Genomic DNA, 15954 nt, shown 5'->3' with positions numbered 1-15954 from the left:
ATAAGTATTCCTTCACTAGTTTAATTTTAAATTCTTTTGTGTATTTTGGCATACAAAAACCCCTCCATCCGTATTCCGGATTTTGGGGTTCAGGTCATTAGTGTCCGGTTTTTTTGTTTGCTGAAATACTTTAATTTCATATTACAAACACATCTTGTGTTATAATACTTGTAAAATATCAAACAAAGGTGATTAAATGATTGACGGATTTTACGATAGATATATGTACACTCCGATGCCCGAAATGCACAACGAGATGATTCCTGTAACGGTTGGCTGTTCTTATGGTAAATGTATTTATTGTGATTTGAATGTAGGGAAAAAATTCAAGGTTTTTGACATTGAAGATGTGAAGAAATATATACGAGATAGGAAAGATTTTTACGAGGACAAGAGGTTTACTCCGAAAAAGTTCGCGCTTTTGGAGGGTAACGCCTTGTGTTTGAAGAATGATTATTTGACGGAGATTTTGAAAGAAATCAAAAAGAATTTTCCAAATATGAAATACGTGTCGTGTTTTTCTAGAAGTGATGATATTCTCAGAAAAACTGACGATGAATTGTTGGAGCTTAAAAATCTGGGGCTTGATCGTATTTGTGTGGGAATTGAGTCGGGAAGTGATTGGGTGCTTTCTTATCATAAAAAAGGTGTCACATCACAAGAACAATTGACGGCTCTTCATAGGCTCGATAATTTGGGAATAAAATATTCTGTCTACATTATGCTTGGTCTTGGCGGAGAGGCACATTCACGTGAACATATAATGAAGACTGCAGAGTTTTTGAACAAGGTGAATCCGTTTGAAATTGTGGTTGTGAATTTGGTTTTGTTCAAGAATGCAAAACTTGTGGAAAATGTGAGAAATCACGATTTCAAAAGAGTGTCCATCAGAGAGCAAATCATTGAGGAGATAATGCTTGTTCAAAATTTGAACAAAAGATGCATCTACAATGGAACTCACAAGACGAAGGCTGTGGCTGTGACATCTGTAATTCCGGACAAGAAGGATGAAATTATCGCTGTTTTGAAGCAAAGACTAGAAGACGATGACAAGGAAATGAATAAAAAAGAACGTAAAAAATGGGATAGATGGGATGAAGGTTAATGGACACGGAAAAAATTAAGAGACAAACTGGAATAAATAAGGTGATTTTCAAAAAGGAAGTCACATCGACTAACGACGAAATTCTGAATGAAAAGCAAGACGATACATTGATGATTGCATTTTTTCAATCGAAGGGTAAGGGAAGATATGGAAGAAAGTTTTTCTCGCCTGAAAATGGGTTGTATTTTTCGTATTTGGTAAATGAAGAAATGACATTTCAACAATCGCAATTCATCACACCAATTATGGGAATTGCTGTAAGCTATGCAATTGACGAGGTGTTTGACGTGAATACGTCGATTAAATGGGTCAATGATATTCTGCTTGAGAAAAAGAAAATCTGCGGCATACTCACGGAATGCAAGGTGGAGAAAAATATCTGCCACGATATTGTGGTTGGTGTTGGAATTAACGTCTACAAATCTGATTTTCCAGAAGATATAAAAGATACGGCGGGATTCATTGAAGAGAAAGATGATACAGATAAAAGAGAAGATTTGGTAATAAAAATAATGCAGAATTTCAAAAGATTTTGGAGCGAGGATAGAGATAGTTTGGTCGAAAAATATCGAAAGAAAGCCACGTTCATCGGTAACGAAATCAAAGTTCACAAAAACGGCGATTATGTAAAAGCTGTTGCAATGAATATCAACGACGATTTTAGCTTGAAAGTAAAATACAACGACGGAACAATTGAAGATTTAAATATAGGAGAGATTTTTTTATAAAATCTCTTTTTTTTATTGGTCTATTTCCTTCCAAGCATCATCATGATCGACTAATTCGATTTTTTTGTTTTTCTTGGATTCTTCGTATTCTTTTATTACTTTGATATCATAATCATCCGATAACTTTTCAAGTGCTAGGGTTTTAATCATTGTTGACAGTCCTACTCCATGAGTGTCGGCAATTTTTTTCAACGCATTTATTTCATTTTCATTAAATCTTACATTAATTTTACGCGACATATTATATTCCTTCTTTTTTAATTCATTATATCAAAAAAATTTCTTTTTTTTATTGACAAACTAAAAATAAAATGATATTATCATATTAACAAATGAACAAGTATTCATATGTTCATATAAAGGATGTGAGAGGCATAGATAAAATTAACGATGAAAAATGTGAAGTAACGCTAATTCACGAGGATAATGTAAAAAAAGCTATCAATGAGCTTCCAGATGACGAATTGATCGCCGATTTGTCCGATATGTTCAAAATTTTTGGAGATCAAACAAGGGTGAAGATTTTGATGGCGTTGGAAAGCGGAGAGTTGTGTGTGTGCGACATTGCAGCTGTGATGGATATGAGTCAGTCTGCTATTAGCCACCAATTGAGAGTGTTGAAACAAAGCAACATTGTGAAGACTAGACGTCAAGGAAAAGTTGTGTATTATTCGATTTCGGATGATCATGTGAAAGAAATCTTCGACATTGCGATAGTACACGTGCAAGAATAACGAGAAATAATTTAGAAAAATAAAAAAATAAAAAGGAGAAAGTTATGAAAAGAAGATACACATTAGAAAATTTGGGATGTGCAAATTGTGCAGCAAAAATGGAAGAGAAAATCAAGGAATTGGACGGAGTAAATTCTGTTACTGTGAATTTTATCACTACAAAAATGGTATTGGATGTAGAAGATGACAAGTTTGATTCTGTTTTGGCGCAAGCAAAAGACATTATCAAATCAATTGAGCCTTACGTTGAAGTGAAATAATGAACAAGGAAATAAAATTAACGATAGCTTCGGCGGTATTTTTTGTAATCGGATTTTTTATCAAAGAACCTCACGCAAGACTTGCGGCTTTCGCTGTGAGTTATCTGATTGTAGGAATTCCAGTAATAAAGTTAGCGTTTTTGAATTTGAAAAACGGTCAGTTATTTGACGAACATTTCTTGATGATGATTGCAACTTTGGGTGCGTTTTTCGTTGGAGAATACGCCGAAGGTGTTGCTGTTATGCTTTTTTATCAAATCGGGGAGATTTTCCAAGACAAGGCCGTTGGGAAATCTCGTGATTCTATCAAGGAATTGATGGACATTGCACCGACTTTTGCGAATTTGAAAACGGAAGATGGTTACGATAAGGTGGATCCTTACGATGTGAATGTTGGAGATATTATCGTAGTCAAACCAGGAGAGAAAGTTCCGTTGGACTGCGTGGTAGTAGATGGAAGCTCCATGGTTGACACGAAGGCGTTGACTGGAGAAAGTGTTCCAATTACTGTCGCAAAAGGCGAAGAGCTTTTGTCGGGATACATCGTGATGGACAAGGTTTTGAATGCGAAAGTTACGAAGGATTTTGAAAATTCTGCAGTGACGAAGATTTTGGATTTGGTGGAAAATGCATCCAGCCAAAAAAGTAAACAAGAAAAATTCATCACGAAATTTGCAAGAGTATACACTCCTGTTGTAGTATTGGTCGCAGCGGCGCTTGCGATATTGATGCCTTTGATATTGAAACAACCTTTCCAAACATGGTTGTATCGTTCATTGACATTCCTTGTAATTTCGTGTCCTTGCGCACTTGTAATCAGCATTCCATTGAGCTTTTTCTCAGGAATTGGTGCGAGCAGCAAGGCAGGGATTTTGGTTAAGGGAAGTAACTACATCGAAAAGCTTGCAGAAACAGATACCGTTGTGATGGATAAAACTGGAACATTGACACAAGGTGTGTTCAAAGTTGTAGAAGCGAAATCAGTTGGATTTTCAGATGAAGAAATGCTCCAATACGTTGCGAGCGCTGAGAAATCATCCAACCATCCAATCGCACAATCGATTATTGATTATTATGGAAACAAAGAATATTTGAACTTGGAATCTGCAGAAAACATCGCAGGACAAGGAATAAATGCCGTGATAAATGGCAAACAAATCCTAGCAGGAAATGCTAAGCTTTTAAAAGATGTTGAATTTGAACCGATTGACACTACAGACACTGTTGTCTACGTTGCAATTGATGGAAAATTTGCGGGATATATCAGAATCGCCGACGAAATCAAACAAGACAGCGCACAAGCAATTGTTGATATGAAAAATGTCGGCATCAAAAAAACATACATGCTAACTGGTGATAATGATTCTGTAGCCAAATCAGTCGCAGAAAATCTTAAAATTGACGAATACAAATCCAAGCTACTTCCACAAGATAAGGTTGAAATTGTAAAAGAATTGATAGAAAAAGGAAGAAAAGTTGCATTCGTAGGAGATGGAATCAACGATGCACCGGTGCTTGCTTTAAGCGATGTCGGAATTTCCATGGGACAAATCGGAAGTGATGCGGCAATCGAAGCGAGTGATGTCGTAATCATGACAGACGAGCTAACGAAAATCGCCCAAGCAATCAAAATCTCCAAGAAAACACTCAAAATCGCAAAACAAAATGCGTATTTTGCAATCGGTGTGAAAATAATTGTGCTAATATTATCGGCACTTGGACTTACAAACATGTGGGCTGCAATCTTCGCAGACGTCGGAGTTACAGTGCTTGCTATTTTGAATTCATTCAGAGCTATGCGAGTTAGTTGAGTAAAATCGAAATCTCATTTATACTAATCATAAAGGAGATGATAGAATGAAAATAGTAGGCTATGTGTTTTTAGGAATATTTGCGATAGCACTTATTTATGGAATTTATTCAATATCGAAAATATTGGCAATCGCCAAGATTAGAAAAAACGTCAACTCAGAAAAAGTGTGGCAAACTATCTCACAAAATAACCGCCAACCAGTAGCGTTGGATAGGATTTTGATGAGAAAAAACAACAGACAATTTACCAAAAAAGAACAAGAAATGATATTGAAAAGAATATCTACTTGTAGAAAATGCATCCTTGTAGGATTATTAGCGTTGATACTTGCAATAGTGTTTATAGCGATAGGGTAATTATAAAAATAGCGTCAGAGTAAAATCTGACGCATTTTTTAATTTAATCAAAAATCAAATAAAATATCGTGATGACCAATATCCAACAAAATAATCATCTCATTATTTTCGTAATACCAAATAATTCGTATATCCATATTTACAGAAGATTCCCACAAGCCATTACTACCTTGAATTTTCTTTGTTCTTAAAGATGGGTGAGTTGGATTATCTATAAAGAATGAAAGTTTTTTCTTGGTTTGCTTTTTTTCGATATCAGATAATTTTTTGTAGTATTTTTTAAATGATTTCGTGTAAGTTATTTTATAGCTCATTACTTGTCCAACTCTTCAAAAAGAGAATCAATATTGTCAAAAACAGGTTGGTCGCCATTTTCAATCGAAACTTTTAGTTCTTTAACGGATTTTTTTAAATTTTCAATCACACGTTCTGGATATACAGCTACAGGGACGAAAATAATCTTGCCATCTTCTTCCATAACTTCGAATTGATCTCCTTGGTTCAAATCAAGAGAATTCACAATATCTTTTGGAATTGTCACTTGCGACTTTGCTTTAAGTTCAACTAACATATTATCACCTCTCAAGTTAGAATTTCCTACTTTCTAACTTGATTGTAATATTTTTTGTTTGAACTGTCAACATAAAAATGCGTCAGAGTAATCTGACGCATTTTTTAATCCAATAAATGTGAGCGTTTCAACACTGGACGCACTGCCATGTACAAAATATTTGCAACGATAACAGTCACAACAGCATTGAAGAAAGTTACACCGGCGCTGATTTTCGCCAACGCAGATGCTATTTGTTGTGGTTGACCCAAGACATATAATTTATAAAAATAACCTACAAATGGATCAGCGAACACATTGAACAACATCCCTGCACATGAAGCGATAACAGCCCACTTCAAAATGTATTTGTTGTCGTTAGATTCGTTGATTTTCTTGGATTTGTGAGCGATTGCTCCCACAATCAAACCAATACACAACTTCAACACGAAAGTCTTCGGAGCGACCATTATATACACAGGATCCATGATGTCTGCGATAGTCATTCCGATTGCACCAGCAAGTCCACCGTAAAGACCGCCAAGTAAAAGCGCCGCCAAAACCAAGAACACGTTACCAAAATGGATCGATGTGAAATCTCCACCAGGAACGGGAACCTTGATTTGCAAATAAGTGAACGTGATGAAACACAATGCAGCAAGCACTGCACATTGAACGAGCTTGTGAGTTTTTCTGTCCAAATAAACCCCTCCTCAAAATAATTATAATTAAAGTGTATGGTTAATGTGATAGATTGTCAATTGTTTTATGATATAAATCGATAAACAAACTTTCAACCAAACGTTTCCAATTCTATTCAGAAAACATATTTCACAGTATTAATAAAGCTTAGAATTCATTATAGTATTTGGTATAATAAAATCAAAGACAAAAATCTAATAATAATATGCAATAAAAAAACAAATCCGAAGATTTGTTTAGTCCACCAATGTGGGCCCTTTCGGGCGATTTGAGTAAACTTTTATTTGAACTCATGATGTAATCTCATATAAGTATTAAACTGAGATTAACTAAATTATATTAGAAAACCCAATTTTTGTCAACGTTTATCTGGAGGATTTATGAAAAGCGAAAAAAAATATTATATCGGATTGGATGTAGGTACTAATAGTGTAGGATGGGCTGTGACTGACGAATTCTATAATATACTCAGAGCCAAAGGAAAAGATTTGTGGGGAGTCAGATTATTTGAAAAAGCAAAAACAGCCGCAGATACAAGAACATTTAGAAGTGGTAGAAGAAGAAACGACAGAAAAGGTATGCGTCTTCAAATTTTGAGAGAAATATTTGAAGATGAAATCAAAAAGGTTGACAAAGACTTCTATGACAGACTTGATGAAAGCAAATTCTGGGCTGAAGACAAGAAAGTATCTGGAAAATATTCGTTATTTAATGATAAAAATTTCAGTGACAAGCAATATTTTGAAAAGTTTCCTACTATTTTTCATCTTAGAAAATATTTGATGGAAGAACACAAGAACGTAGACATCAGATATTATTTTCTAGCTATCAATCAAATGATGAAAAGAAGGGGACATTTTCTAATAGATGGTCAGATTTCTCACGTTACAGATGATAAACCATTAAAACAACAACTTATTCTATTAATAAATGATTTATTAAAAATCGAATTAGAAGAAGAATTTATGGATTCGATATTTGAAATTTTGGCGGATGTGAACGAAAAGAAAACTGAAAAGAAAAACATTCTAAAAGAGCTTATAAATGCGCAAGATTTTAATAAACAAGAAGGTAAAATCTTGTACTCGATTTTTGAATCAATAGTTACTGGTAAAGCAAAAATAAAAAATATAATTTCAGATGAAGACATTCTTGAAAAAATAAAGGAAGATAACAAGGAAGATTTCGTTCTTACAGGAGATATCTACGAGGAAAATCTCCAATATTTTGAGGAAGTTTTACAAGAAAACATAACATTGTTTAACACACTTAAATCAACATATGATTTTGTAATCCTTCAATCTATTTTAAAAGGTAAGAGTACACTTTCTGATGCACAAGTCGAACGATACGATGAACATAAAAAAGACCTCGAAATACTTAAAAAAGTAATAAAAAAATACGATGAAGATGGAGAATTGTTCAAGCAGGTATTCAAGGAAGATAATGGAAAAGGATATGTTTCATATATTGGATATTATTTGAACAAAAACAAAAAGATTACTGCAAAGAAGAAAATATCAAATAGTGAATTTGCAAAAAACGTAAAAGGAATTCTTGAAAAACAATGCGACTGTGAAGATGAAGATGTTAAGTATTTATTGGGCAAAATAGAACAAGAAAACTTTCTATTAAAACAAATATCATCCATAAATTCGGTTATTCCACATCAAATTCACCTTTTTGAATTAGATAAAATATTGGAAAACTTAGCCAAAAACTATCCTAGCTTTAATAATAAGAAGGAAGAATATACAAAAATAGAAAAGATTAGAAAAACATTCACATTTAGGATTCCATATTATGTTGGACCATTAAATGATTATCACAAAAACAATGGCGGAAATGCTTGGATATTCAGAAATAAAGGTGAAAAAATAAGACCATGGAATTTTGAAAAAATAGTCGATCTTCATAAAAGTGAAGAAGAATTTATCAAAAGAATGCTAAATCAATGCACTTATCTTCCAGAAGAGACAGTTCTTCCTAAATCTTCTATTCTTTATTCAGAATATATGGTTCTAAATGAATTAAATAATTTGAGGATCAATGGAAAGCCACTAGTTAATGATGTTAAGTTGAAATTAATTGAAGAATTATTTAAGAAAAAGACAAAGGTTACTCTCAAATCAATCAGAGATTATATGATAAGAAATAACTTTGCGGATAAAGAAGATTTTGATAATTCAGAGAAAAACTTGGAAATAGCATCCAATATGAAATCATATATTGATTTTAAAAACATATTAGAAGACAAGTTTGACGTTGAAATGGTCGAAGATCTCATTGAGAAAATTACAATTCATACGGGAAACAAAAAACTTTTGAAAAAATACATCGAAGAAACTTATCCCGATTTATCAAGTTCTAAAATTCAAAAAATTATCAACCTTAAATACAAAGATTGGGGAAGATTATCAAGAAAATTATTAGACGGAATTACAGGTACAAATATCGAAACAGGCGAGATTGATACAGTAATTAATTTCTTGAGAAATTCAAGTGACAATTTGATGCAAATTATTGGAAGCCAAAACTACAGCTTTAATAAAGATATTGATAAGCTAAGGAAAAAATATATTCCTCAAGAAATAAGTTATGAAGTAGTTGAAAATCTTTATGTATCTCCATCTGTAAAAAAGATGATATGGCAAGTTATTAGAGTTACAGAAGAAATCACAAAGGTTATTGGATATGACCCGGATAAAATCTTCATAGAAATGGCAAAATCTGAAGAGGAAAAAAAGACGACAATTTCAAGAAAGAATAAATTGCTAGCCCTTTATAAGGCGATAAAAAAAGATGAAAGAGATAGCCAATATAATGAGCTTTTTGATGGGTTGAATAAATTAGATGATAGCAATCTTAGAAGCAAAAAACTTTATCTTTACTACACTCAAATGGGAAAAGATATGTATACTGGTGAAAAGATTGACTTGGATAAATTATTCGATTCTACACAATATGATATAGATCATGTAATTCCTCAGAGAATGAAAAAAGATGACTCAATAATAAATAACCTTGTTTTAGTAAATAGAAATGCAAATCAAACTACCAAAAAAGATATATATCCCGTACCATCAAGTATAAGAAACAATCCGGATATTTACAATTACTGGAAGTATTTGATGGAAAAAGAGTTCATCAGCAAAGAAAAATACAACAGATTAATAAGAAACACACCACTAACAAATGAAGAACTGGGAGGATTTATTAACAGACAACTTGTAGAAACAAGACAATCTATAAAAGCAATCAAAGAATTATTTGAAAAGTTCTATCTAAAATCAAAAATAATACCTGTAAAAGCAAGCCTTGCAAGTGATTTGAGAAAAGACATGAATACTTTGAAATCCAGAGAAGTAAATGACCTTCACCATGCACATGATGCGTTTTTGAATATTGTAGTAGGAGATGTGTGGAATCGAGAATTTACATCAAATCCAATAAATTACGTCAAAGAAAATAGAGAGGGTGACAAGGTAAAATATTCGTTAAGCAAATATTTTACAAGACCTCGTAAATCCAAAGGAAAAGTTATCTGGACACCTGAAAAAGGTAAAAAATTAATTACAGGTACATTGAATAAACCATCAGTTTTAATCAGCAATGAAAGTTATATACAAAAGGGAGAGCTATTCAATGCAACTATATCTGGAAAGAGAGATTACAAGAAAGACACAATGTATCTTCCACTAAAAAAAGATGATAGATTACAAGATGTATCAAAATACGGAGGATACAAGTCGATTAGTGGAGCGTTCCTATTCTTGGTAGAGCATACGATTAAAGGATGTCGACAAAAAACAATTGAATTTGCACCGTTATATTTAAAGGACGCCATGAACAAAAATCAAAATGTTATTTTAGACTATGCTAAAGAAATCTTGAAGCTAAAAGATCCTATAATCTTAATAGATAAAATCAAATATAAGACTGAAATAGAGATAGATGGCTTTAATTATATTATTACAGGCAAGACAGGAAAACAAATAATAATTGAGCCAAATATTCAGATGTATTGGACAACAGAAGAAATGAATAGTTACAAATATTTAGAAAACAAATCCTTGAAAGCTAAACAAATGGGAGATTCAGTATATGATGATGAAGATAACATTTTATTAAAAGAGTGCTTGAAAAAAATTATTAGTAAACTTAATGCAAAGCCTTATATTAATAGGATTAATTTACCTAATCTAAAAGATATTAATTTTAATGAGTTTACTACTTCACAGTTATACAATCTAATGACTAATTTACAGATTTTAACTAAGAGAACCGTAGCGGCAGCGGATCTATCAGTTATAAATCTCCCAAAATCGTCAGGAAAAACTTTGATGGCAAAAAATTTAGAAAAATATAGCAAAGTTTATCTAGTATATAAATCAATAACAGGAATATATGAAAAGAGGATAAGAATAAAATAATGGGATGGAGAACAGTATTAATTTCAGGTCGAGCAAAGCTCGACTTGAAATTAAATAATCTAGTTATTAGAAAAGAAGAAATCGTAAAAATTCACATACCGGAAATTGCGGTGTTGATAATCGATTCAACAATGGTTTCATTTACAACAGCATTGATCGAAAAATTAATAGCTGAAAAAGTAAAAATAATTTTCTGCGGAAAAGACCATAACACAATTGGAGAAATTGTTAATTATTATAATAAACACAACTCTCCTCTAATGATTAGAAAGCAAATTTCATGGCAGAATAATTCTAAACAAAAGACGTGGAGAGAAATTACCAAAGAGAAAATCAATAGGCAAGCTTTGCTATTGAAATTTATAGGCAACGATAATGCCAATCTTCTATTAGAATATAAATCACAAGTACAAGATGGAGATGTTTCGAACAGGGAAGGTCATGCAGCAAAAGTATATTTCAATAGTCTTTTTGGCAAAGATTTTTCGAGAAGCCAAGATAATCCGACAAATGCGATGCTGAATTTCGGATATTCTATATTACTATCAATATTCACACGAGAGATCACATCATCGGGATATTTAACACAACTTGGGATATTTCACGAAAATCAATTTAATTACTACAATTTATCAAGCGATTTAATGGAACCGCTACGACCTATGATTGATAATATTGTATATTTTTATGAACCAGAGAAATTCGAGAAGGAAGAAAAAATAGCAATATTGAAAATTATGGACGAAGAAGTTTTAGTGGAAAAAACAAGGTATACATTACTAAATGCGGTTAATGAGTATTGCAAGTCGGTGTTTTTAGCGTTAGAGAAAGGAGAAGAACAATTAATTAAATTTATTGATTATGAGTTATAGATATATGAGAACAATAGTATTTTTTGATTTGCCAACAATATCACTAGATGATAAAAAAAGATACAGATCTTTTAGAAAATTTTTACTGTCGGAAGGATTCATGATGTTACAAGAATCTGTTTACTGCAAACTATCATTGAATCAAACAAATGCTAATACATTAAAAGATAGAATAGAAAAGAACAAACCATCGATGGGAATAGTGCAAATACTAACAATAACCGAAAAACAATTTCAATCTATGGAATACATTGTAGGAGAGAATAAATCGAGCTTAGTGGACACGGATGAAGGATTGATAATACTATGAACCTAAAATACGAACTATTAAATGAACCATTTTTCATAGGCTATGGGGATATTTGCAACATCACAATTGAAAACAAATTAGAATATAGGAAAATAATAGAAAACATATACAACCAGGAAAACATAGAATTATATGATGATGACAAGTTAATTACAAAATACAAAGTCATAGAAAACTCTGCTATCTTGGACTTTGATGACAAGAAAATTACTACGAAAATTATTAAAGATTTAATGGAAATTATCTCAGATGAAAAACATTACGAACAAAAAATAAATTTAAACTCATCAATTGTTAATTTTATTAACGACATCACACTAGATTATCCGTATATGCTAGAAATTGGTGATGAAATAAATTTTGAATCTTTATTAAAGGTAGTACCAATTAAACCAAGTGTAGACTACACAGATTTCCTGGATAAGTTTGTTTCTTATTTAGACATATACCAAAATGTCTTAAAGATAGATGTGTTCTACACAATAAACTTATTGCAGTATTTTACAGAAGAAGAGCTCAAAGAATTATCCGATTACATTAAAATTAAGAACATTTGCATAATAAATTATGATAATATATTAGTAGACAGCGATTACATTTCTAAAAAATTGCTGTTCGATAATGATTTATGCAGAGTTTTATAATTATCTATATGAAATTACCGCTTTGATGGAGTGATTCTATCTCATGGATTTGAGGTTTGAGAATGATGTAATTTCATATAGGTATTAAACTGCAACATTGAATTAAAAGGAGTTAATATGGTTTGAGAATGATGTAATTTCATATAGGTATTAAACTGAGCGTGATTTCTCAATCTTATTTAAGATGTTTGAGAATGATGTAATTTCATATAGGTATTAAACTCATCTTTTTGTATTTATCAATAATCGGCTGTTTGAGAATGATGTAATTTCATATAGGTATTAAACAATTACCATTGATTAAACTTAAAACTGATAGTTTGAGAATGATGTAATTTCATATAGGTATTAAACCATCAAAACGACCAGTTCCACCCCCTGAGAGTTTGAGAATGATGTAATTTCATATAGGTATTAAACAGTGACAATGAGGCTTTACGCTTGAAGCCAGTTTGAGAATGATGTAATTTCATATAGGTATTAAACAGTAATTCATTAAATACTTCTTCTGAAATAGTTTGAGAATGATGTAATTTCATATAGGTATTAAACAATGACAATGAGGTTTTACGCTTGATAACTGTTTGAGAATGATGTAATTTCATATAGGTATTAAACAACGATTTAGGAAACATTGACAGAGTTATTGTTTGAGAATGATGTAATTTCATATAGGTATTAAACTGTGAATAAACTTTACCATCTTTTAGATACTGTTTGAGAATGATGTAATTTCATATAGGTATTAAACTGCCGTAATCTTTTCCACTAATTTTACCTGGTTTGAGAATGATGTAATTTCATATAGGTATTAAACTAAAACTAAGGATTTAGAAATAGGTCAAAAGTTTGAGAATGATGTAATTTCATATAGGTATTAAACTAATATGAACAAAGCAAGCGTAATGGCAAAGTTTGAGAATGATGTAATTTCATATAGGTATTAAACAATTTTTAAGAGAATACAAAAACAACATATGTTTGAGAATGATGTAATTTCATATAGGTATTAAACACTGTAAATAACCACAAATACAGCCGATAAGTTTGAGAATGATGTAATTTCATATAGGTATTAAACTGAGGAGCAACGAATCTGGGTGCTATCAGAGTTTGAGAATGATGTAATTTCATATAGGTATTAAACTATTGATTTGTTGAAATTCATCCACGCATTGTTTGAGAATGATGTAATTTCATATAGGTATTAAACCTTGCATCTTTTATGGAACTTCTGTTTGGTGTTTGAGAATGATGTAATTTCATATAGGTATTAAACAAGCCTAGCATAAGCTATGTGTCAGTTAGTGTTTGAGAATGATGTAATTTCATATAGGTATTAAACGCTTATTGTATTCATGATGCTGATTTAACAGTTTGAGAATGATGTAATTTCATATAGGTATTAAACATCTTCGTCCACGTTTTCAACCTAACTCATGCTTAAGAATGATATAATTATAGCAATTAATAGGTCAAAGAGGTGCTTTGTATGGATAACGAAAACAACATAGATAGAGTTCATGATGATGTTTTTGATAGCATAAAAATATTGATGGATAAGGCAAGAAATGAAGTTGCAAGAGAAGTCAATAATATTTTGGTGCAAACTTACTGGGAGATTGGACGTATCATAGTAGAAGATGAGCAAGGTCATTCAGAAAGAGCAGAGTATGGTAAAGAATTGCTTAAAGATTTATCTAAGAGATTAACTAAAGAATATGGGCGAGGATTTTCAGTATCAAACTTGCAATTTATGAGGAGATTTTTTCAAGAATATGAAATTCAACAGACAGTGTCTGTTAAATTGACCTGGTCTCATTATTGTGAGCTTTTATCCATTAGCGATGAAAAAAAAAGAAGTTTTTATGAAAAAGAAAGTATCAACGCAAATTGGTCGGTAAGAGAACTTAAAAGGCAAATCAAAACATCGCTTTTTGAAAGATTGCTCTTATCATCAGGAGAAGAGAATAAAGAAAAAGTCCTAGACCTAGCTTTAAAGGGCAATGAAATAAATAAGCCATCTGACTTTGTAAAAGATCCTTATGTATTTGAATTTTTAGGCCTGACAGAAGAAAAGCCAATGATGGAAAGTGATTTAGAAAAAGCACTCATAGACCATATTGAAAAATTCTTGCTTGAACTTGGCAAGGGTTTTATGTATGTAGGCAGCCAACAAAGAGTAACCCTCGGCAACACCCACTATTATGTGGATATGGTATTTTACAATAAGATTTTAAGGTCTTATGTCTTAATCGAACTAAAAACAAGTAAGCTCATGCCAGAAGCAGTAGGTCAAATCAATATGTATCTCAATTATTACAAATCAGAAGTTAATGATGAGATGGACAATGAACCGATAGGAATAATATTGTGTACAGATAAGGACGGGGTACAAGCAGAATACGCATTAGGAAACTTATCAAATAAAATATTCGCATCAAAATACACTTTGTATATTCCAAATAGAGAAGAGCTTGAAGAACAAGTTGAAAAAGTAATAGAAAAATACAAGGAAAAATAAAATATAAATTGGAGAAGTAGAGAAAAAATCTGCTTCTTTTTTTATTGCAAGTAGGATTAGAATAGAAATAAACAAGAGATATTAATATCAAAAAATAGCCCACCAATGTGGGCTTATGATAAGATATAAAATTCTACACATCAATGTAGTCGCTATACACAGGATACAAATTGTACTTCTTCAAATCTTTTTCTACTTGGTCGACTGTTCGTGTGTCGTTGATCAAGAATTGTTCGTCGCCTTTATCTTTTTCGTCATTTCTTCTTCCGATTCCTGTGTCGACGCTTGCGGAGATTTTGGTAGCTCCCATCAACAACGACAAGTTACGAAATTGGTTGGATTCTCTTGTTGAGATTGTGATTTGTGCGAATGGCAAGAAGATTCTGGTTGCGATTATAAATTGCATCAATTTTGTCTCAGGAACTTCTTTTATGTTCAAATCTTCTTCGTTTTTTGTTGGTCTGATTCTTGGAAATGATATGCTGATTTCTGCGTGTGGGTATTTTTTTTGCAGTAAATTGGCGTGCATTCCCAAGCAAAAACAGTCTTCAATTCCATCGGAAAGTCCGAACAACGCCCCAAACCCTACGCCACGAATTCCTCCCATGATTGCACGTTCTTGTGTGTCCAATCGATAAGGAAAGCAAGATTTGTGTCCAGTTGGGTGATAGAATTTGTAGTTTGTGGGGTTATATGTTTCTTGGAAAGCTGTAACGAAATCACAGCCTGCTTCGTGAAGGTTTTTGTAATCTTCGACATTTGTAGGGTAGACTTCAACGCCAACTACACGGAAATATTTCTTCGCCAATTTTACGGCGTCACAGATATAATCCACCGAGGAGTATTTTTGCGATTCACCTGTTAGAATCAAAACGTCTTCGATTTTTTCGCGTCTCATTTGTTTCATTTCAGATTCTATTTCA

16 protein-coding genes and 1 CRISPR repeat array are annotated in these 15954 nt (G+C 32.2%); of the genes, 11 read left to right on the top strand and 5 right to left on the bottom strand.

The genetic code is table 11. From position 1 onward, the window contains the following. Positions 1–196: 196 nt before the first annotated feature. Positions 197–1105: a radical SAM protein gene (locus KHW44_RS01575; protein WP_304065094.1), complete on the top strand. Its 909-nt coding sequence runs from the start codon at positions 197–199 to the stop codon at positions 1103–1105. Then, positions 1105–1833 (top strand): biotin--[acetyl-CoA-carboxylase] ligase, encoded by a 729-nt coding sequence (locus KHW44_RS01570; RefSeq protein ID WP_304065090.1) that lies wholly within the window; start codon positions 1105–1107, stop codon positions 1831–1833. Before KHW44_RS01575 ends, KHW44_RS01570 begins: the two co-directional genes overlap by 1 nt. Positions 1834–1845: 12 nt before the next feature. On the opposite strand, the gene relB is transcribed toward KHW44_RS01570, so the two are convergent. Continuing rightward, positions 1846–2073, bottom strand: coding sequence for a type II toxin-antitoxin system RelB family antitoxin (gene relB / locus KHW44_RS01565; RefSeq protein ID WP_002837829.1), 228 nt, complete (start codon positions 2071–2073; stop codon positions 1846–1848). A 92-nt stretch (positions 2074–2165) separates the two neighbouring features. Here relB and KHW44_RS01560 point away from each other — a divergent pair, with 92 nt between their 5' ends. From KHW44_RS01560 to KHW44_RS01545, 4 genes are read left to right on the top strand one after another with little or no spacing between them, the layout of a single operon-like run. Beyond that, complete coding sequence (locus KHW44_RS01560; protein ID WP_002841796.1) at positions 2166–2567, top strand: metalloregulator ArsR/SmtB family transcription factor; 402 nt, start codon at positions 2166–2168, stop codon at positions 2565–2567. A gap of 44 nt (positions 2568–2611) precedes the next feature. Beyond that, a complete protein-coding gene (locus KHW44_RS01555; protein ID WP_002841777.1) occupies positions 2612–2827 on the top strand; it encodes a cation transporter in 216 nt (71 codons plus the stop codon). Then, on the top strand, positions 2827–4638 hold the full coding sequence (locus tag KHW44_RS01550; protein ID WP_304065085.1) for a heavy metal translocating P-type ATPase: 1812 nt from the start codon (positions 2827–2829) through the stop codon (positions 4636–4638). Before KHW44_RS01555 ends, KHW44_RS01550 begins: the two co-directional genes overlap by 1 nt. A gap of 46 nt (positions 4639–4684) precedes the next feature. Then, positions 4685–4996: a hypothetical protein gene (locus KHW44_RS01545; RefSeq protein WP_304065082.1), complete on the top strand. Its 312-nt coding sequence runs from the start codon at positions 4685–4687 to the stop codon at positions 4994–4996. Positions 4997–5043: 47 nt separating this feature from the next. Here KHW44_RS01545 and KHW44_RS01540 read toward each other — a convergent pair whose 3' ends face one another. From KHW44_RS01540 to KHW44_RS01530, 3 genes are all read right to left on the bottom strand, one after another. Continuing rightward, positions 5044–5310 (bottom strand): type II toxin-antitoxin system mRNA interferase toxin, RelE/StbE family, encoded by a 267-nt coding sequence (locus KHW44_RS01540; RefSeq protein WP_304065080.1) that lies wholly within the window; start codon positions 5308–5310, stop codon positions 5044–5046. Next, the gene (locus tag KHW44_RS01535; RefSeq protein ID WP_094203134.1) at positions 5310–5567 is read right to left on the bottom strand and encodes an AbrB/MazE/SpoVT family DNA-binding domain-containing protein; all 258 of its coding nucleotides are present in this window, start codon (positions 5565–5567) and stop codon (positions 5310–5312) included. The genes KHW44_RS01540 and KHW44_RS01535 overlap by 1 nt, the downstream gene beginning before the upstream one ends. Positions 5568–5671: 104 nt before the next feature. Beyond that, positions 5672–6247: an ECF transporter S component gene (locus KHW44_RS01530; RefSeq protein WP_094206621.1), complete on the bottom strand. Its 576-nt coding sequence runs from the start codon at positions 6245–6247 to the stop codon at positions 5672–5674. Positions 6248–6628: 381 nt separating this feature from the next. On the opposite strand from KHW44_RS01530, the gene cas9 reads away from it, so the two are divergent. The 5 genes from cas9 to KHW44_RS01505 all read left to right on the top strand — a co-directional run bounded on the left by cas9 (position 6629) and on the right by KHW44_RS01505 (position 15031). Beyond that, positions 6629–10681 carry a type II CRISPR RNA-guided endonuclease Cas9 gene (cas9, locus tag KHW44_RS01525; RefSeq protein WP_304065074.1) on the top strand — a complete coding sequence of 1351 codons (4053 nt, stop codon included), beginning with the start codon at positions 6629–6631 and terminating at the stop codon, positions 10679–10681. Next, a complete protein-coding gene (cas1, locus tag KHW44_RS01520; RefSeq protein WP_294685428.1) occupies positions 10681–11553 on the top strand; it encodes a type II CRISPR-associated endonuclease Cas1 in 873 nt (290 codons plus the stop codon). Before cas9 ends, cas1 begins: the two co-directional genes overlap by 1 nt. 4 nt (positions 11554–11557) lie before the next feature. Then, positions 11558–11863 carry a CRISPR-associated endonuclease Cas2 gene (gene cas2, locus KHW44_RS01515; protein ID WP_294685427.1) on the top strand — a complete coding sequence of 102 codons (306 nt, stop codon included), beginning with the start codon at positions 11558–11560 and terminating at the stop codon, positions 11861–11863. Then, positions 11860–12507, top strand: a complete 648-nt coding sequence (gene csn2, locus KHW44_RS01510; protein WP_304065068.1) for a type II-A CRISPR-associated protein Csn2 — start codon at positions 11860–11862, stop codon at positions 12505–12507. Before cas2 ends, csn2 begins: the two co-directional genes overlap by 4 nt. A gap of 54 nt (positions 12508–12561) precedes the next feature. After that, positions 12562–13918: a CRISPR direct-repeat array (repeat unit 36 nt; unit sequence GTTTGAGAATGATGTAATTTCATATAGGTATTAAAC). A gap of 81 nt (positions 13919–13999) precedes the next feature. After that, positions 14000–15031 (top strand): YhcG family protein, encoded by a 1032-nt coding sequence (locus KHW44_RS01505; protein ID WP_304065065.1) that lies wholly within the window; start codon positions 14000–14002, stop codon positions 15029–15031. Between the two features lie 133 nt (positions 15032–15164). On the opposite strand, the gene KHW44_RS01500 is transcribed toward KHW44_RS01505, so the two are convergent. Continuing rightward, positions 15165–15954: 2-iminoacetate synthase ThiH (locus KHW44_RS01500; protein ID WP_304065062.1), on the bottom strand; the 790-nt coding region annotated here is incomplete at its 5' end.

Source organism: Finegoldia magna (assembly GCF_018371055.1).
Lineage (GTDB): Bacteria > Bacillota > Clostridia > Tissierellales > Peptoniphilaceae > Finegoldia > Finegoldia magna_I.
Note: the sequence above shows the minus strand (reverse complement) of the source record. Positions and strands in the feature narration are given on the sequence as shown.